We start from the raw sequence: 23,738 nt of genomic DNA, 5'->3' as shown, positions 1-23,738 counted from the left end.
ACCTCATTCAATAGACATCAATACATCTCCGGAGGAAACTGAATCCCCTTCACCGAAGAATATCTCTTTGACTATTCCACTGTGAGGTGCGTGTATTGCATTTTCCATTTTCATGGCTTCTATGACACATATTGTATCCCCTTCCTCCACAGAATCCCCTACACAAACCTTGATGGAAAGTACCATACCCTGCATATGACTTGTAACTGCGCCTGGAACAGATTTTGCGGAGGGTTTCTCTGGCTCTTCTGTAACATCTAGGGACCCATCTATGGGATGGACCTTCACATTAAATACATCCCCATCTATTTCTACCTTAAATTCAGTGGGGATATTCTGAGAACAGGGAACTGCACATGGATGAGTTTCTGTTCTAACAGGTACGAGTTCTTCTTCCTTTGTTTCACCCCTCAAAAACGCAGGTGCTATAGCAGGATATAAGATATAAGTAAGAACATCCTCTTCCTTCTTAACCAGTCTAAGTTTCTCAGCCTGAGCTTTCATCTTTTCATACTCAGGTTCAAGCAGGTCAGCCGGACGACAGGTAATGGGTTCTTCGTCTTGTATAAGCTTTACCATAATGTCCGAATCGATCTTCTGAGGAGGTTTGCCATACAGTCCGCGTGCATAGTCCTTTACCTCTTTTGGGATCACTTTGTAACGTTCACCCATTAGCACATTAAGTACTGCCTGAGTGCCGACTATCTGGCTTGTAGGAGTTACAAGAGGAGGATAACCCAGTTCTGCACGAACCCGTGGTACTTCCTTGAGCACATCATTGTACTTGTCTAGAGCATTCTGTTCTTTCAACTGAGATACAAAGTTAGAAAGCATCCCACCTGGTATCTGGTATATCAGCACATTGGTATCAATTTGTTCTGATATTGGATTAAGGACACATCTCAACTCATCCTTTATTTCCTTGAAATATTCCGCTACCTCTGCTATTAGTTCTATATCAAGACCTGTAGCACGATCTGTTTCTGCCAGGGCAGCCACAATGGACTCAGTAGGTGGCTGTGAGGTTCCCCACGCAAGAGGAGAAACAGCTGTATCCAGAATATCCACACCAGCTCTGCATGCTGCCATATAGCTCATGGGAGCCATACCGGAAGTACAGTGGGAATGGAGATCTAATGGCAAGTTTACTTCTTTTTTGATAGCCTTTACGAGTTCATAGGCCTGGTGAGGAGAAATCAAACCTGCCATATCCTTAATGCACAATGAATCACAATCATGCTCAGCAAGATCTCTTGCAAATTCTACATATTTTTCTATTGTATGGACCGGGCTTGTAGTATAACATATCGTACCCTGAACATGTGCACCTTGCTTCTTAGCTACTGATATAGCTTTTTCCATATTGCGGATATCGTTGACAGCATCAAATATTCTGAAAATATCGATACCATTTTCATAGGACTTTTGTACGAACTTTTCAACAACATCATCCGAATAATGTCTGTAGCCCACAAGATTCTGTCCCCGAAGCAACATCTGAGCATATGTATCATGCATTTCCTTTTTGAGTGCCTTTAGCCTATCCCACGGATCTTCATTTAGGTATCGGATACAGGTATCAAATGTTGCACCTCCCCACATCTCAAGGGAGTAGTAACCCACCTGATCCAACTTCTCCATAATAGGAAGCATATTGCGGGTGCGCATACGGGTAGCGATGAGCGATTGGTGTGCATCTCGCAGGACGGTCTCTGTTATTTTTACTTTCATGTGACACCTCTGGGACATAAATAAATTAAATCTGATAAATGTGATGAGCGATATTTGTGTGTAGCTCAAGCTAAAATTGTACTTAATACTTCATGGTATCATATTTAGTTTCTGGTTCTCTGGTTTTAATATGCCGCTAGATGAACAAAAAAGGAGTAAATATGCATTTAGAATCGTTTGCTACTGTAATTAAGAGATGTACATCTTAAAGTAAATATTAAGCTTAGAATCAGTATACAAAAGAGAGTAAACTGATTTTTATTCATATTCAAGTAGAGAGAGGTATTTTCCTTGATTTTTGCTATTTTTGAGGATATATCAATTGTATTTGTATACACGTTATATTTATATATTCAAAGATTCTTTTTTGTTTATTCGTTGCTTTTAATATACTTTAACTGTTAGAAAAATAAACAAATATAGAGTGTGATGTAGAATGTTGGAAGATGTCTCAAAAATGTGGAAATCTGCGGCCGATAAAGACTGGAAAATGATTGACGAAATATCTAGCGTAGTAGAACACGCTAACAATGGAGACCTAACGGTAAGAATTGACTCCAAAAAGGACCCAAAACACGAAGAACTTGCAGCTTCCATCAATAAGATGATGTGCGAGATGTTCAAGCGCACGAACATCCTGGACAATGTTCCGATGCCTATTGTAAGCATGGACAAAGACTTCAATATAATTTATATTAATAAAGCTGCAGCTAACTTCACCGGCCAAACTGTGGACAAATGTCATGGAAAAAAATGCTTTGAACTGTTCAAGACAGGCCATTGCAACACTGAAAAATGCAAATCTGCTATAGCAATGAAAAATGGTGAAACCATTACAGGAGAGACAATTGCTAAAGGAGGCTCAAATAATTGTGCGATCCGCTATACAGCCGCTCCTATAAAAGATGCCTCCGGAGAAATTGTAGGTGCTGTTGAGTTCATCTCCGATATGAGCAAAGAGATGGAAATCACAAACAAAATAGTAGATATGTCGAATTCCATTGTTAATGGTCAACTGGATGCCAGGGTCGATACAACTGGCTATTCCGGCAACTATCTGAAGATAGTAGAGGGCATGAATGAATGCATGAACTCTATAGTTGACCCCTTTCAAGCAGCAATGAAATACATGAACAGGATCTCTCATGGAGATATACCACCAACCATCACAAAGGAGTATAAAGGCGCCTATGGTGATATGAAGAATAACCTCAACAACTGCGTAGCTGCGATTAATAATCTCCTTGAAGATACACACAAAATTGCTCAGGCAGGAATTGCAGGTGATCTAAAGGTACGCGCAGATGAATCAAAGCATGAAGGAAAATATAAAGTAATCATCTCATCATTGAACCAGACACTTGATGCCGTTGCAGGACCTATGCAGGAGAGCACCGATGTGCTAAAGAAACTGGCTGTCAACGACCACAGCGCAACTATGGCTGACAATAAATACCAAGGCATATTTGCGGAAAATGCTGCTGCAGTTAACGAGACACGTGCCCGCCTTGTAAATATCACCCGTACCTTTGAGTTCATGGCAAGAGGCGATTTCAGTGACCTTGAACGCTATAAGAAAGCAGGAAAGAGATCTGTTAATGATGAATTGTTGCCAAATACCATAAAGCTGATGGAAAATGTACTGAGCCTGACTGATGAATTCCTTGCATTGGGAAAGGCTACCGAAGAAGGCAGACTCGATCACAGGGTTGATGCTACCAGATTCAAGGGTAAATTCGAAGAAGCTGTCAAAGCTGTAAACTATTCAATGGATGCACTAGTTGATCCACTAAATGTTGCTGCTGACAAGGTTGCCATTATCTCAAGAGGAGAAATCCCGCAAAAGATCACGGATGAATACAAAGGTGACTTTAACGAGATCAAGAATAACATTAATGCATGTATCGATGGCCTGGGTGGACTTGTAGAAAGTGACAAAGTAATGCAAACTCTGGCAGTGAATGATTGTACACTAAAAGTAGAAGGCCATTATCAGGGAATATTTGCAGATGTCGCAAAAGCTACAAATGAACTCAGACAGAAAATAATCAATGTGCAGAACGCCTTTATAAATGTGGCAGCCGGCGACCTCCATGAAATGGAACAATACAAAAAAATAGGCAGGCTTTCCGCTAATGACCAGTTGATCCCTGCTTGTGTCAAGATGATGGAGAACATACAGAGGCTAGTGGATGATTCTCTTATGCTCTCAAAGGCTGCAACAGAAGGCAACTTTGATACTAGAGCAGATGTGACTAAGCATCAGGGCAAGTATAGAGATATAGTTGAAGGAGTTAACGAAACTCTTGACACTGTAGTGGATAAAACAGATTGGTACGAGGCTATAATAGATGCAGTACCGTTCCCAATTCATGTAATAGATAACGATATGAACTGGGTATTCTTGAACAAAGCATTTGAGAAACTAATGACAGACTCAGGCACTGTTAGTGATAGAAGCGAAGCAAAAGGAATGCCTTGTAGCTCAGCAAATGCGAATATTTGTAACAAAGAAGGTTGCGGTATAAAACAGCTGCATAAGGGAATAAACCAGAGCTACTTCGATTGGTGTGGTTTGAGGTGCAAGCAGGATACAGCTTACCTGAAGAATAGAAGAGGCGAAAAGATAGGTTATGTTGAAACTGTAACAGATCTCACGGCCATATTGGAGACTAGGGACTATACAAATGTAGAAGTAGACCGCTTATCAGCAAATCTTGACCTGCTGGCAAGAGGAAACCTTGAAATGAATATGAACATTGCCGAAGCCAACGAGTATACAAAAGAAACAAAGGCAAACTTTGTGAAAATAAATGACAACCTGACAAAGGTGAAGTCAGCCGTTGGAGCAATGATTACTGATGCAAATATGCTCTCAAAAGCTGCAGTCGAAGGAAAGTTGGCAACAAGGGCAGATGCATCGAAACATCAGGGAGAATATAGAGCTATAGTAAAAGGTGTCAATGATACATTGGATGCAGTCATAGAGCCTCTAAATGCAGCAGCAAAAGTGGTAGATTCCTATGCAGCAGGTGATCTGTCCACAAGGATGGATATTGAGGTTCAGGGTGATTTCAGGAACCTGGCCGATACACTGAATCAGTTTGGTGATAGCATACAGGCACTGATAAATGATTCCAGCGAGGTGCTGAGTGCAATATCTAATAATGACCTCACACGCAGAGTGGAAGTTGAAGGTGTTGGAGACTTTAAGAGCATCACCGACGGTATAGAGAACTGCAGGCTTTCACTCAATGAGATTGTAGCACTCGTTAGTGAAGGTGGTAATAATGTATCCACCACAGCAGAATCCATGTCTGCTTCCAGTGAAGAAATGACAGCTGCATCAAATCAGATAGCTGAAACAGTGGGCGAAATATCAAAAGGTGCGCAGGACCAAGCAGCTAAGACCAGCGACGTATCTAGGGCAATGGTTGACATGACCAAGACCGTGCAAGAGGTTGCTTCCAATTCACAAAAAGCTGCAGAGACAGCCGCCCAGTCCAACGAAATGATTAAAGTAATGCGCAAATCGGCCGGGGAACTCATTGTGAAGATGGGAGCCATTCAAAAGGCTGAAGCAGAAGCTGGAAATGTGATCAAGGAATTGGACAAGAAATCAAGCCAGATTAGCGAAATAGTAAGCCTGATAACAAGCATTGCAGATCAGACAAACCTGCTTGCTCTTAACGCTGCCATAGAAGCAGCACGTGCAGGCGAACACGGTCGTGGTTTTGCAGTGGTTGCAGACGAAGTCCGCAAGCTGGCTGAAGATTCGGGTAATGCTGCCAAACAAATTGCAGGTCTTATCCATGACATACAGGAAGGTACAAGTAATGCAGTTACCTCCATCAACAGAAGCTCTGAAGAAGTCGCAAAAGGTTCTGCCGCTATGAACGAAGCTACCTCAAGTATGGAAAAAGTTGTAGAGGGAGGAAACGAGATAGCAATGATGGTCCAGGAGATTGCTGCAGCAGCTCAGGAACAATCAGCATCTATAGAAGAGATCACAGCCTCTATAGAAGAAGTGTCTACTATTTCCGAAGAATCAGCGGCAGGTACCGAGGAGGCATCAGCGGCAGTTGAGGAGCAGACTGCAGGTATGCAGGAGCTTGCGAAATCAGCAGAACAATTGGCATTAGTGGCAAACAACATGATGTCTGTTGTGAAGAAATTCGTTCTGGACAATACCGATTCAGAACCTAAAAATAGTTCCCGGAAGGGAGAAGAGATTTCCGGGCACGCTGCTCAAAGAAAAACGAGTGGATATACACAAAAGAAACAGGCACTTTGCAGCTCCGCTAGCTCTCGGTCTACGCATATTTAAAAATGAAGGGATAACGAATGAACACTCTCATGCAAAAAACTCAAATGGCTAAACAAGCTGACAGTGACCTTCTGCAGCTTGTGATATTCCGGCTAGGAGAGGAAGAGTTTGGAGTAGATATTATGGCAGTGCAGGAGATAATAAAAATGCCTGCGATAACAGTCATACCCCAAGCTCCTGAATATGTAGCAGGTGTAATCAATCTGAGGGGAAGGATCATAGTTGTGATCAGCCTTGGAAAGAAATTCGACATCCAGTCTTGCGATAAGAACGATGAATATAAGGTTATTGTCGTGGAACTGGAAAATCAGATTATCGGCATGATGGTGGATTCCGTAAGTGAAGTACTGCGTATTCCCAGTTCCAGTGTAGATGCTGCACCAGATATAATAAGATCTGGTGTGTCCTCCAACTATATGCAAGGAGTTGGAAAGCTCGATGACCGCTTGCTCATCCTGCTGGACCTGAGAAATGTCCTTTCCGACTATGAGACAGAACAACTGACTCAATTCGTTTAAGTATAACACAGGGTTTTATCCCTGTGTTGTCATTTTTTAAGTACCTAATTCTTATCAGTTTGTTTTTTTCAAAAAATGCTAAATACCAATAAACAGATTATTTTATGGTACAGATGGAAATAGAAGCTAAATTCTCCGTTCCAGATAAGGACACATTTAATCTTTTTCTAAATACTCCAACTATCGGTCAGTTCAGACTTGATATTCCAATCAAGAATGAATTAGAAGATACATATCTGGATACATCAGACATGATAATCATGTATGAAGGATATTATCTAAGGCGGAGAGAAAAAGGACAAAGTATTGTTTATACTCTCAAATCCCTGGGAGGTGCCGGAAAAGATGGCATAAGGCGAAGAGAAGAGATGGAATGTACTCTTACCCATGATATGCCTCTTGAAAAGTGGGAAGAATCAGAGATGAAAAACTTTCTTTCACAGATCGTGGGAAAAAACTCTCTAGTTCCATTGTTTAATGTAAGCCATTTGAGAAATAATAGGAAAATATTCGATATAGATAGAGAGAAAGAGGTTGCTGAACTTAGCCTCGATGATGTAAAGATCAGTGTTACAGGAAAAGACAAAGCATATCAGGAAATCGAGGTAGAGCTGTTACCAGGTGTGGATCAGAATGAACTGGAAACTCTTGTAATTTTATTAAAAGAAGAATTTGGCCTCATTCCTGGCAGTCTTTCAAAGTTTGAACATGGTATCATGTTACTTAATGGAGCTGACAACGAGCTTGTAACCAAAAAAGAACCTGATGCCACACCTATGGCCATACAAATCCTTTTTGAGAAGTACCATATAGAAAGGGAGCATGCCCGGAAAGTAACGGAGAATGCACTCAAGCTTTTTGATGAACTCAAAGCTATACATGGTTTAGGGGATGAGTATCGGCGTGTAATATGGATATGCTCCCTTGTACATGATATAGGAATATATCAAGATGTGCAGGACCATCATAAAGCTGGCAGAGACATTCTGATGCATTCTCCACCTAGTGAATTACCAGAGAAATTCTGGCCTTTTGCAGTGTGGACAACCTTTCTGCATAAGAAAAAAATAACTGCAAAAAGACTGGATAAATTAAGGACTAAAACCTTTGGAAAGCTGCCGGAAGAAATGCAAAAGAATGTTCTTAAAATAGCAGCTCTCATACGCATTGCAGATGGCATGGATTACAGTCGCATGCATTCCGATTTACATAAAATTTTTGTAAAAGATTACAATGTGACGATACTAATCAAAGGGCAAGGAGCCACTATTGATGCTGACAGAGCAGACACAAAAAGCGACCTATGGCGTTTGATCTTTGATCAGATGATAGATTTTAAAGCAGAAAGCTGATACCGAGATTTTACCGTAGGTGCTTTTCGATGGCACCTACCAATGTACTTAAAGTCTTTATCCTGGAATATCTTTTATCGTTAGACTCCACTACTGTCCAGGGAGCATATTTAGTATCTGTCTTTAAGAGCATCTCGTCAAGTGCTTTGAGATAATCATCCCATTTCTCTCTGTTTCTCCAATCGTCGGGAGTGATCTTCCATTGTTTTTCAGGAATACTTTCCCTGTCCTGAAACCTTCTAAGTTGCTCTTCCTTATCGATATGCAACCAGAATTTCACAATTATTGTTCCAAAATCAGTAAGAGTTTCTTCAAATTCATTGATCTCCTCATATGCCTGTTGCCATCGTTCTTCCTGACAAAAATTCTCCACCCGTTCTACAAGAACCCTTCCGTACCAACTCCTGTCGAATATGGTGATGTGACCAGCATCAGGCACTCTCCTGTAAAAGCGCCACAAATAATGATGGCTCTTTTCATAATCGTTGGGAACTCCAATAGGTTCAACCTTGTAAAGCCGTGGGTCAAGTTTCTCAGCTATACGCCTTATGTTTCCACCTTTACCTGCAGCATCCCAGCCTTCAAAGACAACCATTAGAGGTCTTTTTTCCTGAAAAAGTTCATATTGAAGTTCACCAAGTATTTTTTGATAGAGATCCTTTTCTCGTTCATATCTTTCGTCTTCTATCATCAAAGAAAGATCTGCATTTAATAGTCCATTTGAAGATGAGATAAAATCAGCGATACTTTTTGAAACAAGTAGTGAGATGTTACTTTTTAATCTGCTTATAATATAGCTTTCCATTGTAACAAGGATTGTAGAGAGGGTTTTGATAGTTGCGTAATTAAGGTTTTCTGCTTCCACTATTGTCCAAGGAGAATGCGATGAATGAGTTTTTTGGATCATTTCATCTACCAAAGTGAAATAGCATTTGTACTCGTTCTCATAATCTAATTCTTCACTGACAACAGAAATTGGTATACCTTTTTTTTCATATAACTTAAGTCTTTTAGCTTGCTCTTCTTGACTGACGTGCATGAAGAATTTCATAAGAAGATATCCATCATCTGTAAGCTGCCTTTCAAATTTGTTTATCTCTTTTACGTAATAATCCAATTCATTATACCTTGATCTTTTATCAAAAGATTCAATTATGCTCCGGCTATACCAGCTTCTTTCAAATATAGCGATTTTCCCATATGCCGGTATTTTTTGCCAGAACCTCCAGAATTTCGGCTTCTTAGATTCTTCTTCAGTAGGTTTTACTATCACATGGAACCTTAAGCCCATTGGATTAAATGCTAACATACAGCGATTGATAATACTATCCATTCCAGAGGCATGCCACCCTTCGAACACAATGATGATTGGTATATTCATTTTCCAAGCCTTTCGCTGCAGTTCCCCTATACGAATGTATAGGTCTTCTATCTGGGCCTTATATTCCCCCTTGCTCATACGCAACGATAGATCAACACTCTCAAGCATTTAGACCACTCTTAAAACTCTCAATTTACCTTAATATTAAGCCATGCTGGAGCATGCTCCAAACTATAAGAGCAAGGCTACCGATAATGACTATTAAAATAAATGGTCGCAGAGACCTGCTGAACAACTCCTTAGACCCTGTTACTTTAATGAACACCGGTTTTGTCAGTGTGCTTATGATGCTTGCCATTACTGCAGTTTCAGCGGCTGTTTGATAAGAGATATTTCCCCCTAGTGCAAGAGATGCTACTGATGCAGTAACTGCTGCGCTGCTCACTATGCCCCCCAAAGCTGTAGCGTAAGTACCTACTGGTCCTGCAAAAGTATTGGCTGTATTTGCAAGTAACAGAAATAATGAAAATACCAAACCAAACTTAAAAGCAGGTCCAAGGGCAAAAGGAGATCCAATTTCAAGTGTCTCCTCAGTAACTTCCATTTTCTGCCTTTCAAACAAGACAAGCATAATCGTGATAAATCCCATTAATAAGAAGGGAGGGAGCATAAGAAGTGCAGTTTTTCCGCTGGTGTCTACTATTACAGCGATCACGACATCCCTGATGAACATGGATATAACAGCAAGCATAGAGCCTATGTACACATTTTCAGTAAGGTGGACCCTTCTGCGTGAGATGTTAGCCAGTGCTACGATAGTAGCTTCACTGCTTACCAGACCACCCAAAAGACCGGAATAAGCGATTCCCCCCTTGGAACCCATCTTTTTTAGAGAAAGGTAGTTCACAAAACTAATAGAGGATACAAGGACAACAATGAGTATAGCTGATTTGAGATAGAGTACATCATATAACGGTTCACTTGGTACCAGAGGATATAATGCAAAAACAACTGCCAGAAACTTCAAAGCACCTGCGATGTCACCCTCGGATAAATGCTCTGCCAATGAATGTAATGGTTTTTTCTCGATCAGCACAAAAGTTAGAACAACAGCAGAGACAATTGGAACAAGGAACATGCCAATACCGACCAGAACACCCAAAAGATATGTGAAAAAGAGTGCAATAGCACTGGTAAGTCCTGAACGCCCATAAACTACATTCACTGCGTATACTATAAGAATGCAGGAAAAGACCATAAAAACAGTAGTTATAAGCAGAATATCAAAAGAAACATAAGGCTGCATGAATGTGGCAAGCATCCCAATAAGACATGTAATAGTAAAAGTTCGGACACCTGCATAGATCTTTTTACTTGTTCTCCAATGCTCACGTTCTATGCCTATTAGTATTCCTATCATCAAAGAAACACCCAGTTTCTCAAAGAAACCTACCAGAAACGGATCAAATCCAAATTGATTAATTAAGTCCACTGTTTGCATGGTGCCTTCTCTTTACTTATGTAAAAGAGAATATGAATTAGACCCCATATATAATATATCCTCAGCAGATTTTTATTTTTTTGAGGTATCACATAGGGGAAAAAGTAAAAGACCAATTACACAACATATATGAATTGAAGATATTTCCTTTGCAGACCCCCTAGAAGTAAGAGGTACACCATATGCCCTGGATTTTGAAGAAGAAGTGCATTTCCTGTAAGAAGTGTGTTAAACGATGTCCTGTGGATGCTATTTCTATGTCCAAGGGCAAAGCAGTCATTGATGACCACATTTGCATATATTGCGGAAAATGCGTGAAAGTATGCCCAGTAAATGCTATACTGAAGGACAGGGAAAAAGTGAAACAGGATGTGGAAACAAACATCAGATCATTCCAAAAGAAAATGAAAAAACACAAAGATTCTACTCCTCAAAGCCGCATGTTAAAAGGAGAAATAAAACGGCTTGAGATGCAGAAGAAAATAATACAGGGCACTTTAAGGAAGCTTAAGAGCCTTAAGCCTTGAAGAAATGCACGTGCCTAAGTTTCTTCATTTCGATCTATGCACAAAACTTTATTTATCAGGAAACATACGATTACCTATGGATCATGAGGGGATAGCATTTCAAAGAAACCTATGCTTTTAATGAGCATTATAGGCTTCATCTGCATAGCATTTGCAATAATATATACGGTTTTCAAAAGTATTAACCGATTCTCAGGACCTGGCCAGATATTCTTGGCTGTAGGGTTTGTAGGAGCAGGTGTTATGTTTATGCTATTGGGGATGACTCTGCTATTTCCTGGGAAGATAAACAAGATAGTTATATTGTCAACTGGTTCTATGCTATCTGCTTCAGGCATTCTTGGTTTTATTTTGCTTTATCCAGATAACTGGTTTTATCCTGAAGTGGCATATGTAATGGTTGCTCATGCTTTAGGGACTCTTTTCCTATTGTCAAATATGATATTCCAAGAGTCCGGAAATAATCCAGTTCCTGCTCAGTGTGAGCCAGAGACGGAGAACATTGACAGGGAAAACACTATGTTTTCCGGAGAAAGTCAATTAACAGCAGCTCTTAGCAGTATGATGATCTCCCAGATAATTAATCCAACAAACGAATTTTCAGAGTGGAGCTCTACAGGTGCTGAAAAAGAGATATATTTGGGCGATGTTGAGATCATAATAGATGAAACAGAAAAAGATAAAAACTGTACAGTGGAATCAGCGACAGAGAGTGTTCCAGAAACAACTTTCCCAGAAACAATGACGGATCTGACCCTAGAAGCAGGGGATAATGTAGATGACCTTATAACAACTACTGACAATATTCCAGAGGAAAGCACTCCTGTAATAAATGTCAAAACCTTCCATGTAATGAAAAGAACTGATATCAAAAAAGACGACCACATGCGTGAAGCTGCCCATAAGATATTGAGATTTCATTTTGGAAGAATGCTTAAACATGAACGCGGCACAATGCTGGGCAAAGATATAGAAGAGCTGCATGACATGAGGGTGGCAGCCATGCGTATGCGTTCTGTATTGCAGGTATTCAATGGCCATCTGGACATGGATGTAATGAAACCCTTTTTCAGGAGCATTAAAACAACACGTAAGTCACTTGGATCCGTGAGAGATCTGGATGTGTTCATGGAAAGGATACTAAAATATATCGATTCGCTGCCAGACGAGAGGCAGTCAGAACTTGACGAACTTATTAATACTCTTTTGATAGAGAGAGATAAAGCAAGGGGGCTTATGCTACTGCATCTTGATAGCAGCAAGTATGATAAGTTCAAGACAAAATTCACAAAAGTACTGGAAAAAGAAGAACAATGGGATGAATCCTTGACAGACAAGGATGGAAAACCCCTGCCCCACAGAGTAAGGGATGTGCTGCCCCCTCTATTATATAAGCAACTTGCTGCGGTGAGGGCATATGATGATCTTGTACATGAATCTGAACCTTCCTATGAGATGTTGCATGCTTTACGCATAGACGTGAAGATACTAAGATACACTTTAGAATTCTTCGAGGAAGTCCTGGGAGATAAAACAAACAGCTTGGTCAAGGACCTCAAAGCACTGCAGGACAATCTTGGCGATATTCATGACGCTGTAGTTGCGACGGAGTTACTGGAGAATTACTTGAAATATGGGAAATGGGGTATTATAGGAAGCAAAGAAATGGAAGAACATGTAATAGCTCCATCGGACCCTGGAACTGAAAATTATCTGAGATATCTTAAGAACAACATCACTGAATTACTTGATACTTTTCCAGAATTGTGGGAGAAAATAATGGACCAGAATTTTGGAATCCGGTTTTCAGGTGTCATCGCTTCACTGTATGAGGATTAAGACCTTAGCGAACCTGCATTGATATAAAGAGTATATAGATATATGTAGGACTATTGTTAATAAGTGTAAAATGTTATTATATATGCATCAATATTTTGTGATAATATCTGGTTACGCTAACATATCATGAACTTGTGTTTAATTCTGGAACATAAGGGATGGGAAAATTTAATTTAACTTGAATTATATATTGTGATTTAGATGGCCAAAAAAATAGTCAAATTTGTTAACCGTGAGATTAGCTGGCTTTCTTTTAATGAAAGAGTATTGCAGGAGGCAGCAGATCCTTCATTGCCATTGCTGGAGCGACTGAAGTTCCTAGGCATTTTTTCCTCTAACCAAGACGAGTTCTTTAGTGTGAGAGTAGGCACAGTTCACCGGATGATAGATGCAGGTGTAAAATCCAGCGAAATAATAGGAGACTCCCCTAAGAAAACAATGAAACTGATCCATAAAAGAGTATTACAGCTTAGGGATAAATTCGAAGAGACATTCCGAGAAGTTGAAAAAGAACTAAAAAAAGCAAATATTTTCATTATTGATGAAACAGAACTTACCCCAGAGCAAGAGGATTTTGTGAGGGAATATTTTATTTCCAAAGTCCGTCCCAGGCTTGTACCCATAATGTTCAGGGAACTCAGCAAGTTCCCTTATCTTAAGAACCAGGTGATATATCTTGCAGTGGCAATGTACAAATACCTCGACCCGCAGGATTTCAACTACGCTTTGATCGAAGTACCTGCCGACGTATTGCCGAGATATATACCCCTGCCATCAAAAACTGGCACTCAGTACATAATTATGCTTGACGATGTAATCCGCTTTGGGCTATCAAACATTTTCTCGATATTTGATTATGACTCTATAAGCGCATACACCATCAAACTTACCAGGGATGCTGAGCTTGACATCGATGATGATGTGATGAAAAGCTTCTTTGAAAAGATCTCAGAAGGTCTGAAACAAAGAGAGAAAGGAGAGCCTGTAAGATTTGTATATGATAGAGAGATACCTGAAGACCTTCTCCACATAATTCTTAATAGCTTGAACCTGAAAAACTTTGAGAATATAGTGTCTGGTGGAAAATATCATAATGCACGGGATTTCATTAATTTCCCGGACGTGGGTAATGGCTCTCTGTTATATGAAAGAATTAAACCTATAAGGCATCCTGAACTGCCAGTTAATCGCAGCATTCTGGACATTATAAGGAACAAAGATGTAATGCTCTGTTACCCATACCATTCTTTTGACCATATGATAGACCTGCTCAGAGAAGCAGCTATTGATCCAAATGTAAAGACAATAAAAATGACATTGTACCGTGTGGCAAAGAACTCAAACGTGGTAAATGCCCTTATTAATGCAGTGAAGAATGGAAAATCTGTAACAGTAGTCATTGAACTACAGGCTCGTTTCGATGAAATGGCCAACATTTACTGGACACAAAAACTGGAAGAGGCAGGTGCTACCATTATAGATGGAGTGCCTGGGCTTAAAGTACATGCCAAGCTCTGCAAGATCACAAGAATAGAGAATGATATCCCTGTAACATATGCATGCATAGGCACAGGAAATTTCAATGAGGCAACAGCACATGTTTATAGTGATCACGCATTGCTTACATCAAACCCTGCAATAACCGGAGAAATTAGGGATCTCTTTGATTTCTTTGAACATACATATAAACATATCAATTATGACCATCTTATAGTTGCACCCCATTACATGCGCAACAAGATCTACAGGCTGATAAATGCAGAGATAAAGAATGCAAAAAATGGTAAACAGGCGTATATATACCTGAAGATGAACAACCTTGTAGATCGCAGGATGATAGAAAAACTTTACGAAGCTAGCCAGGCAGGCGTAAAGATCAGAATGATCATAAGGGGTATATGTTCTCTTGTTCCCGGAGTCAAAGGACTCAGCGAGAACATCCAGGTTATAAGCATAGTAGATAAGTACCTGGAACATTCAAGAGTATTCATTTTCTGTAACGGCGAAGATGAGAGATATTTCATTTCTTCTGCAGACTGGATGGTCCGAAACCTTGATATGAGAGTAGAGGTGGCAGTACCCATCTACGATAAGTATATTCAGGAAGAACTTAAGCAGTTTATGGAAATTCAGTTTGCTGATAATACAAAAGCTCGCATTATAAATAAAGAACTGGACAACAAATATGTCAAAAGAAGACGTGAAAGCACTGCAAGGCGTGCACAGGATGACTTGTACAAGTTATTTTCTAATAAAGCATCTGGAAGAAGTGGTCTGGAATGAAATTTGCTGCAATAGATGTCGGTTCAAATGCCGTGAGGCTTTTGCTTGCAAAAGTTGAAGAGGAAAGCGTTCGACCTGTATATGAGAAAGTTTCACTGTTCAGAATGCCTATACGCTTAGGTGAAGATGCATTTCCCCACAAAAAGATCTCCGAAGAAAAGATACAGCAGCTTGTTAAGACCATGATAGGTTTCAAGTATCTCATGGATGCCTTTGAGCCTGCAGACTATATGGCATGCGCTACGTCAGCTATGCGTGAAGCCAGCAACAACAGGGAAATAGTTGACCTAATACACAAGGAAAGCGGTATTGACCTCTCGATAATTAGTGGAAAAAAAGAAGCTGAGATCATTTATTATAACCATGTGGAAAGACTGGCTGAGAATAAAAACAATTTATGCCACATGTATGTAGATGTTGGAGGTGGCAGTACTGAAATACTCGTCTTTGATGACAATAAAATAATGGAATCCAGGTCTTTTGATATTGGAAGCATACGCATACATGAAGGACTTGTGACCCGAAGGGACTGGGAGGATATGAAACTATGGGTGAAGAATGTTTCTTCCCGCTATCATCCAATATCAGCAGTGGGCAGCGGAGGAAATATTAATTTTCTTTTCAGTATCTCCAAAACAAAGGAAGGGACACCTCTTGAATACGATAAACTGAAAAAGATGCATACTTACATCCGTTCATTCCCCATTGAACAGCGCATATCGGAGCTGGGTATAAGACCTGACAGGGCAGATGTGATAGTCCCTGCAGCAAAAATATACCTTTCAGTGATGAAATGGAGTGGCATCACAGAAATGTTCGTGCCACAAATGGGACTTGCTGATGGAATCATCCATGTGTTGTACAATAAACACAAGCAGACATTTGTGTGATGGCTGAAGCGGATGAAATGGGTATCCTACAAAATTAAAATTTAATTAATATGTTTTCTTGCTTTATTTATCGCCTCAAGAACTTCATCAGCATTCGAATAAAAAGTAAAAACATATAACTTACCATCTACCTTAAATCGAATAGCCGGGCTAATGTGCATGACTTTAGTGACCTCTATATCCTGTATAACATCATAAGGAAAACTCAAATAATCCGTCACTGTTAAAACTGTTTTAACTTTGGAGAGGAAAACGAAGCGATAATTAGTGACTACAGCAAGACCATCTGGTCGGTCGAAAATATTCTGTTGATTCCAAAACTTGCTGATTTTCTGGAGGAATATTATCTCCTCTTTATCTCCTCCTAATGAACGAATAAGTTTCACAGATTCTTTTTTAGATATTTCAGTTTTGAGCACTAGCATACCCAACTTGAAAGCCATCTCTCCAAGATCTGAGTTAAACTCCGACATACATACTCCCCATACTTATTCACAATGTATTTTTAAAAAAATCGGTATTTAGAAATTGTCTTGTATAGCATATATAAACAATCGGTTAAAAGTAGCCTCTTAAGACAAAAAAAAGATTGTTTTTAAAAAGATTAGTACAGAGGCATTAATTCCCTGCTGCTAAACTATATACGCATAATTTGTGTGCCTCAGGACTCATAGGGTTCATCACTGTTCAGAAAATGATCTCATCACAGGCACACATTATACTATGGTTATTTCAAAGCATCTTTTATTTCTGATCCGATGTTAATGGCCATCTGCCTTGGATCATCAGCAAGATAAATACTCCTGCCCACTATTACCCAGTCTGCTCCTGCTTTGATGGTATCGGCAGCGCTTCCGCCCTGGGCCCCCACACCGGGAGATATAATGGCAATATCATCCCCTATAATACTTCGGATCTTTTTAACACGCTCCGGACGGGTAGCTGGTGCAACTACACCTGTAACCTTTGCATTAGCGGCCATCTGTGCCATATCTTCTGCAACCTTCTGCATGAAATCCAGAGCTCCGGGGTGACTCATCTCAGTAACTACATAGACCTCTTTACCATGTTCTTCGGCAACCTGCACACATGTCTTAAGGCTGTCAGAACCGGTAAAAGCATGTACTATTACAGCATCTGCGCCAGCTCTGAACACCTGTTCACAGATGAGGCGGTCAGTATTAGGAATATCTGCGACCTTGAAATCCGCGATTACAGGCACCATTTCTGCAATTTCACCTATGACATCTTTTCCTGTTGCAAGGACCAGAGGATAACCAATTTTAATAGCATCTACATGGCCTTTTACGCTCTGGGATATTTTAAGTGCCTGCTGCCGGTCCGTAACATCCAGGGCAAGTATGAGTCTTGTATCCTTTATCACGTACATCACTTCCTGAAATGTTATTTATTATCTTTAGCAAGCCTGCTTCTTGTAGCTGCTACGAGCAAAGGCAGAGTAATGGTGGCATCAGAGTGAACAGTGACCGAACGGGCACTTTCACTAACCTTGCCCCATGAGCGCGCTTCATCAAGTGTGGCACCGCTCAAACCTCCTGTTTCAGGAGTGTCCATGGTAAGCTGTATAGCATACTCGAATTCCTGGTGGGTCACGAGCATGGACTGGAAAATATAGTTCTTGGGTACTCCTCCACCGATAAGCAACGCACCTGGGTTTTTTGCTTCGTAGCAAATATCGATTATCTCACGCATATCAGCAAATGCATCCACATTAAGAGTATGCATCTGTTTGTACAGCCAGGCCTGCAGCCCGATCATTGAATCCTGTATCGCAGGACAGTACACAGGTACGTTCATGTCTGCCGCTGTGCGTAATATGGAATTCTTGTCATCGATATTATTACCAATATGTGTCATGAATTCCCTGATGGATATGGTCTTATCACCGATGTCAGAAAATATTGCCTGCATCTTCTCTTCAAAATCAGTAAAATGATGTTCAGGCAGGAACACATCATAGATGCGGTTTATCTCCTGATGTTTGAGTTCCACATCGTCGGTTTGCTCTGTACCTTTATAATGGTGCAGACCCATGGATTCCACAACCTCATGCACCATATTCGCACCTGTTGTGACAAGTACATCTATGTAGCCATCCCTTATGAGATCAGCTACAATGGCGCGCATGCCGGCTGGCACCATGGCTCCGGCAAGACCGAAGAAACTGGTGCTTCCGTTACTTAACATCTCATGATATATATCAACTGCATCGGCTATCCGGCCTGCTCCAAAAGCACAGCCATCAAGCGCATGTATCAGTTCGTCCACGCTCATGCCAGCGGTTACCCTGGCCTGATTGATAGGACACTGAAGACTTCCTTCCATTGAATGATGAACCATTTAAAAGCCCTTCTTTTGGTACGTTAACAGCATTCATATGTTTTAAGGTTTCTTCATAAATGAATACCGGCATATATTAAAATGCATTATTGCTATATTCAAAGAAAAATCCATCTTATAATAATAGTATATACGAATGGCAATCGAGATAGAACCTATATTTAATGAGCCTGCACTTGTTGTGGAAAATGAAGTAAGGTCTCTGGTAATAGCAGACATACATCTGGGAATAGAGTGGGACCTCTATACCAGTGGTTTTTCCATACCCAGCCGCATGCAAATGGGCCTTGACCGCATTTTAGGATACATCCAAACTGTGCAACCTGAAAGGCTTATACTGCTGGGAGATGTGAAACATAACGTTCCTCAGATCTCCTGGCAGGAAAGAGATGAACTTCCTTATTTCCTGAGAACTCTTGCAGAACACGTGCATGTGGACATTCTTCCTGGAAATCATGATGCAGGGATAGAATTTCTCCTTCCGGAAGGAAAAGACTTACAGTTACATTCTTCCAGAGGAGCGATCATAGATAGTGTAGGCTATTTTCATGGCCATACCTGGCCTGCTCCTGAACTGCTAAAAACCGAATATATCATCACAGCACATAATCATCCGACAATCAGATTTACAGATCCACTTGGCCACGTGGTAGTGGAACCCGCCTGGGTGCGCACCAAGTTAAAAAAAGAAGTGTTACAATCACATTATAGCAGTCTTGATCTTAATGAGGAATGGAAAGATCCAAAAGTGTTCATTGTGCCATCTTTCAACGAGTTGTGCGGAGGCGTTGCATTCAATGAGTCGCTGGAAGATGACCTGTTGGGTCCGATATTTTCATCGGGGGCAATGGAGCTTGATAATGCAGAACTCTACCTGCTGGATGGTACAAAGCTGGGGCTTTTGAAACATGTGCGAAAGTTGCATGGTCCGAAAAAAGAACGCAAGGTGAGAAGGAAGGAACGCAAATGAGCTTTGGAAACCTGTTTGATACTTTTGATCCGAGAATTCAGGAAACCTTGATGAAACTTGGATTCAAGGCACCTACGGAACCCCAGGAAAAAGCCTTTCCTCATATATTAAAAGGTGAACACACTTTTCTTATAGCACCTACAGGTTCCGGTAAAACAGAATCTGCCGTATTGCCGATCTTTAACCATATCCTAGCACGATCCCTTGAAGAAAGGAAAGGAATATCAGCCCTATATATTACACCGCTTCGGGCACTGAACAGGGATATGCTTTCACGCATACAGTGGTGGGGCAAGGAGCTTGGTATTGATGTGCAGGTCCGCCATGGAGACACTTCACGTAACGAGCGTCAGAAACAATCACGCAGACCACCTGACTTTTTAATCACCACGCCTGAAACTTTGCAGGCAATGTTCACAGGTAAGTTACTGCGAGAAAGCCTGGGATATGTGAAACATGTAGTAGTGGATGAGATACACGAACTAGCAGCTTCAAAAAGAGGAGCGCAACTTGCAGTAGGTCTTGAAAGGCTGGTGGAGCTTGCAGGAGAATTCCAGAGAGTGGGACTTTCTGCCACAGTGGGTAATCCAGATGAAGTTGCACGGTTCCTTGCAGGATCAGAGAGAAACGTGGTTGTGTTGCAGGTTATCATGTCCAAATTCCTGGAATTTGACGTAGTACGCCCGCATGTAGCTGAAGAGGATATGGACATCTCGCAGCTTATCGGATGTGATATTGAGTTCGCCTCCCACCTCAGATGCATTCGAGACATAGTACAAAAGCATGAGTCAACTCTTGTCTTTGTCAACACCCGACAAAGTGCCGAAGCACTGGCATCGGGTTTCAGGATAATGAACGAGTCAATAGGAGTGCATCATGGATCTTTGTCTGTGGAAGCACGTATCGAAGCTGAAGAATCTTTCAAAGCAGGAGACTTAAGAGGTCTTATATGCACTTCTTCCATGGAACTTGGCATTGATATAGGTAAGGTGGACCATGTTGTTCAATATGGATCTCCGCGGCAGGTTTCAAGGCTTTTGCAAAGAGTGGGACGTGCCGGACACAGGATACACGAAGTGTCCAGAGGTACCATTCTGGCAGTAGGGCAGGATGACGTGGCAGAGAGCATGATGATAGTAATGCATGCTCTTGAAGGAAAAGCTGAAAATATATCAGTGCAAACCGGTGCTCTCGATGTGCTGGCCAACCAGATATCCGGCATGGTACTTGATTTCGGAGAACTTGATATTTCACGCCTACACTCGATCTTTAGAAGAGCATACCCATTCCGTGACCTGACCCTGCAGGAATTGGAAGGGGTTGTGGAACAGGTGACAGAGTATCGGCTGGTGTGGAGAGAAGAAGGTTCAAGGGTACTGGGCAGAAGGCGCAAGAGCTGGCAGTACTATTATGAGAACCTGTCCATGATACCAGATGAAAAAAAGTATGAAGTTTTCGACATGGTTTCCGGTAGGCCAGTGGGAATGTTAGATGAAGCTTTTGTTGTAACTTCCGCAACTCCGGGTGCTGTGTTCATCACTAAAGGTGACATGTGGCGAGTCATAGACATGGACACCGAAAGGGACAGGATTAAAGTTGAACCTGTAAAGGCAAAGGGCGAGATACCCAGTTGGGTGGGAGAGGAAATACCTGTACCTTTTGATGTAGCTCAGGCAGTTGGAAGACTGCGTGCATTCATAAGGGATTCACTGTTTCAGAATATCCCGGAAGAAGAGATCGCAGAGGAGCTTATGCGAAAATACCATGTCGACATGGGAGGTGCTTCAGAAGTAATTGCTCTTGTGGCAGAACATGTCTCATCCGGGCTTAAAGTGCCTGACGACAAGACATTGGTCATCGAAACTGATGAGAATGCAGTGATCATAAACGCTTGTTTTGGCCATAATACTAATGAGACTCTAGGTAAAGTGCTGACAACCCTGCTTGCAGCACGCTTCGGTAGCAGCGTGGCACAGGAAATAGATCCTTACCGTATACGATTAGAGGGACCAAGAAGACTCAAACCTGTGGATATAAGGTCGATGATACTTGGCACCTCACCTGAACATATTGAACCTGTTATAGAGATGACCCTCAAGAATACATCTCTTATGAAATGGAAGATGGTGCATGTTGCCAGAAAGTTCGGGGCATTAAGCAAAGATCTGGATTATGACAGGATCAGTATGAAGAAGCTACTTGAGATATACAAGGGCACTTCCATGTATGACGAAGTAATTCGTGAGATCATGCATGATATGCTGGATGTAGAAAAAGCCGGTGAGGTTCTGTCCCTGATTGCTTCTGGTACTTACCATATAGAAGTAAGTGGCCCAACCCCAATAGGTACATCAGGATTCTCTATGAAACGGGACCTGGTAGCTCCAGAAAAAGCTGATCGTTCCATTGTGATGGCTCTAAAGGAACGCATTATGCATGATAACATTATATTGTTCTGCATTCATTGTAAAAAATGGGCATCACACCGGAAAGTCATGAATGTGCCTGATGATATCGTATGCCCTGTGTGTGGATCGAAAATGGTGGCTGCACTCAAGCCCTGGGAAGAGGAAGAGATTAAACTTATGAAAAAACATGCTGGCTCTGCTTCAAATGAAGAGGTGAAACGCATGAGGAGAGTATATAGAAATGCTAATTTTGTGCGTGCATATGGTAAAAAGGCTGTTATTGCCCTTGCTTCCAGAGGCGTTGGGCCTGAAACGGCTTCCCGCATCATACAAAAGAATAGGGCGGAGGAAGAAGACTTTTATAGAGACATTATGGCAGCAGAACGCAACTATGCAAAAACAAAGAAATTCTGGGATTGAGACCATATTTAAATACTTCTATTTTTGAGATAGAAAGAAAGGTAAATATAGATAAAAACTGTAATTTTTGAGTAGAAATATATAATTTATCCACTATAAAACGTTATTCCCAATAGTTTTATATTTGATGTATTGCAAATTCAGGTGACTAACTCTTTAATTGGAGAGAAGGATTAACTATGAGCGACTTAAACATGAAGGAAAGGTTTTTAAAAGCATTGAAAGGTGAAGAAGTCGATAAAGTTCCAGTACTGACTGTAACACAGAGCGCTATTGTTGAACTTATGGACAAAACCGGCGCTGCATGGCCAGAGGCACACAGCGATGCAAAGCTCATGGCAGAACTCGCATACGCATCATATGAAGTATGCGGTCTTGAGGGTGTAAGGGCTCCATACTGTCTTACAGTTCTTGCACAGGCAATGGGCTGTGAGGTCAACATGGGTACTAAGAACAGACAGCCATCTGTTACAGCTCACCCATACAGTGACGGCGTTGCAAACCTGAAGATGCCTGAGAACCTCCTTGCACAGGGCAGAATACCCGCTGTACTTGAAGCAATGAAGATCCTCAAGGAGAAAGCAGATGGAAAGATCCCAGTGATTGCAGGTATGGAAGGACCAATCACCCTTGCATCAGACCTCTGCGGTGTCAAGAAGTTCATGAAATGGTCCATAAAGGACAAGGCTTCATACAACACTATAATGAACTTTGCAACTGACGCATGTATCGCATATGCAAATGCTCTGGCAGATGCTGGTGCAGATGTGATCAGTGTACCAGACCCAGTATGTTCTCCTGACTTGATGTCACCAGAGTCATTTAAGACAGACCTCAAGCCAATACTCCAGAAGTTTGCAGCAGGAGTTAAGGTTCCAATGATTCTCCATATCTGCGGTGACGTTACTGCAATTGTCCCTGACATGGCAGACTGTGGATTTGTGTCCATCAGTATCGAAGAAAAAGTAAAGGATCTGGCTGGCGCAAAGGCAAAGGTAGCTGGAAAAGCAACTATTTGCGGTAATGTATCAAGCCCATTCGTTCTGCTCGCAGGCACTCCTGAAAAAGTAACAGAAGCAGCCACAACTGCTCTTAAGGCAGGCGTAGATGTACTTGCACCAGGATGCGGTATCGCACCAGACACCCCAGTTGCCAACCTTAAGGCAATGGTAGCTGCAAGAGATGCATTCTACAAGTAATTAAATTTGTACTAATTGTGGTCTGCATGACCACATATTCTTCTTTTTTTCAAAATTACAGTTTGCCAAACGAAGGCAGCTAAATATTCAA

At 41.2% G+C, this 23,738-nt stretch carries 16 protein-coding genes; 10 read left to right on the top strand and 6 right to left on the bottom strand.

The genetic code is table 11. The annotated features are described in order from the left end of the window. Nucleotides 1–3: 3 nt before the first annotated feature. A complete protein-coding gene (gene oadA / locus ACC612_RS07865) occupies nt 4–1,731 on the bottom strand; it encodes a sodium-extruding oxaloacetate decarboxylase subunit alpha (protein ID WP_371853955.1) in 1,728 nt (575 codons plus the stop codon). A gap of 436 nt (nt 1,732–2,167) precedes the next feature. Here oadA and ACC612_RS07860 point away from each other — a divergent pair, with 436 nt between their 5' ends. The 3 genes from ACC612_RS07860 (at nt 2,168) to ACC612_RS07850 (ending at nt 7,928) form a co-directional block, all read left to right on the top strand. After that, nucleotides 2,168–6,058, top strand: a complete 3,891-nt coding sequence (locus ACC612_RS07860) for a methyl-accepting chemotaxis protein (protein ID WP_371853954.1) — start codon at nt 2,168–2,170, stop codon at nt 6,056–6,058. 29 nt (nt 6,059–6,087) lie between these two features. Then, nucleotides 6,088–6,576: a chemotaxis protein CheW gene (locus tag ACC612_RS07855; protein WP_371853953.1), complete on the top strand. Its 489-nt coding sequence runs from the start codon at nt 6,088–6,090 to the stop codon at nt 6,574–6,576. A 104-nt stretch (nt 6,577–6,680) separates the two neighbouring features. Then, a complete protein-coding gene (locus ACC612_RS07850) occupies nt 6,681–7,928 on the top strand; it encodes a CYTH domain-containing protein (protein WP_371853952.1) in 1,248 nt (415 codons plus the stop codon). A gap of 10 nt (nt 7,929–7,938) precedes the next feature. Here the strand turns inward: ACC612_RS07850 and pap are convergent, their stop codons facing one another. Together pap and ACC612_RS07840 are read right to left on the bottom strand one after the other, a co-directional pair. Next, a complete protein-coding gene (gene pap, locus ACC612_RS07845) occupies nt 7,939–9,417 on the bottom strand; it encodes a polyphosphate:AMP phosphotransferase (RefSeq protein WP_371853951.1) in 1,479 nt (492 codons plus the stop codon). Between the two features lie 25 nt (nt 9,418–9,442). After that, entirely contained in the window at nt 9,443–10,750 is a 1,308-nt protein-coding gene (locus ACC612_RS07840) for an MgtC/SapB family protein (RefSeq protein WP_371853950.1), read from the bottom strand. Nucleotides 10,751–10,932: 182 nt separating this feature from the next. Between ACC612_RS07840 and ACC612_RS07835 the strand changes: the two genes are divergently transcribed. From ACC612_RS07835 to ACC612_RS07820, 4 genes are all read left to right on the top strand, one after another. Then, nucleotides 10,933–11,277 carry a DUF362 domain-containing protein gene (locus ACC612_RS07835; protein ID WP_371853949.1) on the top strand — a complete coding sequence of 115 codons (345 nt, stop codon included), beginning with the start codon at nt 10,933–10,935 and terminating at the stop codon, nt 11,275–11,277. Nucleotides 11,278–11,397: 120 nt separating this feature from the next. Next, a complete protein-coding gene (locus ACC612_RS07830) occupies nt 11,398–13,116 on the top strand; it encodes a CHAD domain-containing protein (RefSeq protein WP_371853948.1) in 1,719 nt (572 codons plus the stop codon). A 201-nt stretch (nt 13,117–13,317) separates the two neighbouring features. Then, a complete protein-coding gene (ppk1, locus tag ACC612_RS07825; protein ID WP_371853947.1) occupies nt 13,318–15,399 on the top strand; it encodes a polyphosphate kinase 1 in 2,082 nt (693 codons plus the stop codon). After that, nucleotides 15,396–16,289: an exopolyphosphatase gene (locus ACC612_RS07820; protein ID WP_371853946.1), complete on the top strand. Its 894-nt coding sequence runs from the start codon at nt 15,396–15,398 to the stop codon at nt 16,287–16,289. Before ppk1 ends, ACC612_RS07820 begins: the two co-directional genes overlap by 4 nt. Nucleotides 16,290–16,330: 41 nt before the next feature. On the opposite strand, the gene ACC612_RS07815 is transcribed toward ACC612_RS07820, so the two are convergent. The 3 genes from ACC612_RS07815 to ACC612_RS07805 all read right to left on the bottom strand — a co-directional run bounded on the left by ACC612_RS07815 (nt 16,331) and on the right by ACC612_RS07805 (nt 18,650). Next, complete coding sequence (locus ACC612_RS07815; RefSeq protein ID WP_371853945.1) at nt 16,331–16,762, bottom strand: PH domain-containing protein; 432 nt, start codon at nt 16,760–16,762, stop codon at nt 16,331–16,333. A 254-nt stretch (nt 16,763–17,016) separates the two neighbouring features. Then, nucleotides 17,017–17,673 carry an orotidine-5'-phosphate decarboxylase gene (gene pyrF, locus ACC612_RS07810; RefSeq protein ID WP_371853944.1) on the bottom strand — a complete coding sequence of 219 codons (657 nt, stop codon included), beginning with the start codon at nt 17,671–17,673 and terminating at the stop codon, nt 17,017–17,019. A gap of 20 nt (nt 17,674–17,693) precedes the next feature. Beyond that, complete coding sequence (locus ACC612_RS07805) at nt 17,694–18,650, bottom strand: deoxyhypusine synthase (RefSeq protein WP_371853943.1); 957 nt, start codon at nt 18,648–18,650, stop codon at nt 17,694–17,696. Between the two features lie 136 nt (nt 18,651–18,786). On the opposite strand from ACC612_RS07805, the gene ACC612_RS07800 reads away from it, so the two are divergent. The 3 genes from ACC612_RS07800 (at nt 18,787) to mtaA (ending at nt 23,647) form a co-directional block, all read left to right on the top strand. Beyond that, nucleotides 18,787–19,620 carry a metallophosphoesterase gene (locus ACC612_RS07800; protein ID WP_371853942.1) on the top strand — a complete coding sequence of 278 codons (834 nt, stop codon included), beginning with the start codon at nt 18,787–18,789 and terminating at the stop codon, nt 19,618–19,620. Further along, nucleotides 19,617–22,448: a DEAD/DEAH box helicase gene (locus ACC612_RS07795; protein WP_371853941.1), complete on the top strand. Its 2,832-nt coding sequence runs from the start codon at nt 19,617–19,619 to the stop codon at nt 22,446–22,448. Before ACC612_RS07800 ends, ACC612_RS07795 begins: the two co-directional genes overlap by 4 nt. Before the next feature lie 179 nt (nt 22,449–22,627). After that, complete coding sequence (mtaA, locus tag ACC612_RS07790; RefSeq protein WP_371853940.1) at nt 22,628–23,647, top strand: methylcobamide:CoM methyltransferase MtaA; 1,020 nt, start codon at nt 22,628–22,630, stop codon at nt 23,645–23,647. The last annotated feature ends 91 nt before the right edge of the window (nt 23,648–23,738 follow it).

The sequence above is a fragment of the Methanomethylovorans sp. genome (genome assembly GCF_041447285.1).
In the GTDB taxonomy this organism is placed as follows: Archaea; Halobacteriota; Methanosarcinia; order Methanosarcinales; family Methanosarcinaceae; genus Methanomethylovorans.
The sequence above is the reverse complement of the archived record's forward strand: the minus strand, read 5'-3'. Positions and strand labels throughout refer to the sequence as shown.

What these genes read in the sequence shown, in the direction of transcription:
- oadA (WP_371853955.1), bottom strand. Translation starts at nt 1,731, where the DNA reads ATGAAAGTAAAAATAACAGAGACCGTCCTGCGAGATGCACACCAATCG.
- ACC612_RS07860 (WP_371853954.1), top strand. Translation starts at nt 2,168, where the DNA reads ATGTTGGAAGATGTCTCAAAAATGTGGAAATCTGCGGCCGATAAAGAC.
- ACC612_RS07855 (WP_371853953.1), top strand. Translation starts at nt 6,088, where the DNA reads ATGCAAAAAACTCAAATGGCTAAACAAGCTGACAGTGACCTTCTGCAG.
- ACC612_RS07850 (WP_371853952.1), top strand. Translation starts at nt 6,681, where the DNA reads ATGGTACAGATGGAAATAGAAGCTAAATTCTCCGTTCCAGATAAGGAC.
- pap (WP_371853951.1), bottom strand. Translation starts at nt 9,417, where the DNA reads ATGCTTGAGAGTGTTGATCTATCGTTGCGTATGAGCAAGGGGGAATAT.
- ACC612_RS07840 (WP_371853950.1), bottom strand. Translation starts at nt 10,750, where the DNA reads ATGCAAACAGTGGACTTAATTAATCAATTTGGATTTGATCCGTTTCTG.
- ACC612_RS07835 (WP_371853949.1), top strand. Translation starts at nt 10,933, where the DNA reads ATGCCCTGGATTTTGAAGAAGAAGTGCATTTCCTGTAAGAAGTGTGTT.
- ACC612_RS07830 (WP_371853948.1), top strand. Translation starts at nt 11,398, where the DNA reads ATGAGCATTATAGGCTTCATCTGCATAGCATTTGCAATAATATATACG.
- ppk1 (WP_371853947.1), top strand. Translation starts at nt 13,318, where the DNA reads ATGGCCAAAAAAATAGTCAAATTTGTTAACCGTGAGATTAGCTGGCTT.
- ACC612_RS07820 (WP_371853946.1), top strand. Translation starts at nt 15,396, where the DNA reads ATGAAATTTGCTGCAATAGATGTCGGTTCAAATGCCGTGAGGCTTTTG.
- ACC612_RS07815 (WP_371853945.1), bottom strand. Translation starts at nt 16,762, where the DNA reads ATGTCGGAGTTTAACTCAGATCTTGGAGAGATGGCTTTCAAGTTGGGT.
- ACC612_RS07805 (WP_371853943.1), bottom strand. Translation starts at nt 18,650, where the DNA reads ATGGTTCATCATTCAATGGAAGGAAGTCTTCAGTGTCCTATCAATCAG.
- ACC612_RS07800 (WP_371853942.1), top strand. Translation starts at nt 18,787, where the DNA reads ATGGCAATCGAGATAGAACCTATATTTAATGAGCCTGCACTTGTTGTG.
- ACC612_RS07795 (WP_371853941.1), top strand. Translation starts at nt 19,617, where the DNA reads ATGAGCTTTGGAAACCTGTTTGATACTTTTGATCCGAGAATTCAGGAA.
- mtaA (WP_371853940.1), top strand. Translation starts at nt 22,628, where the DNA reads ATGAGCGACTTAAACATGAAGGAAAGGTTTTTAAAAGCATTGAAAGGT.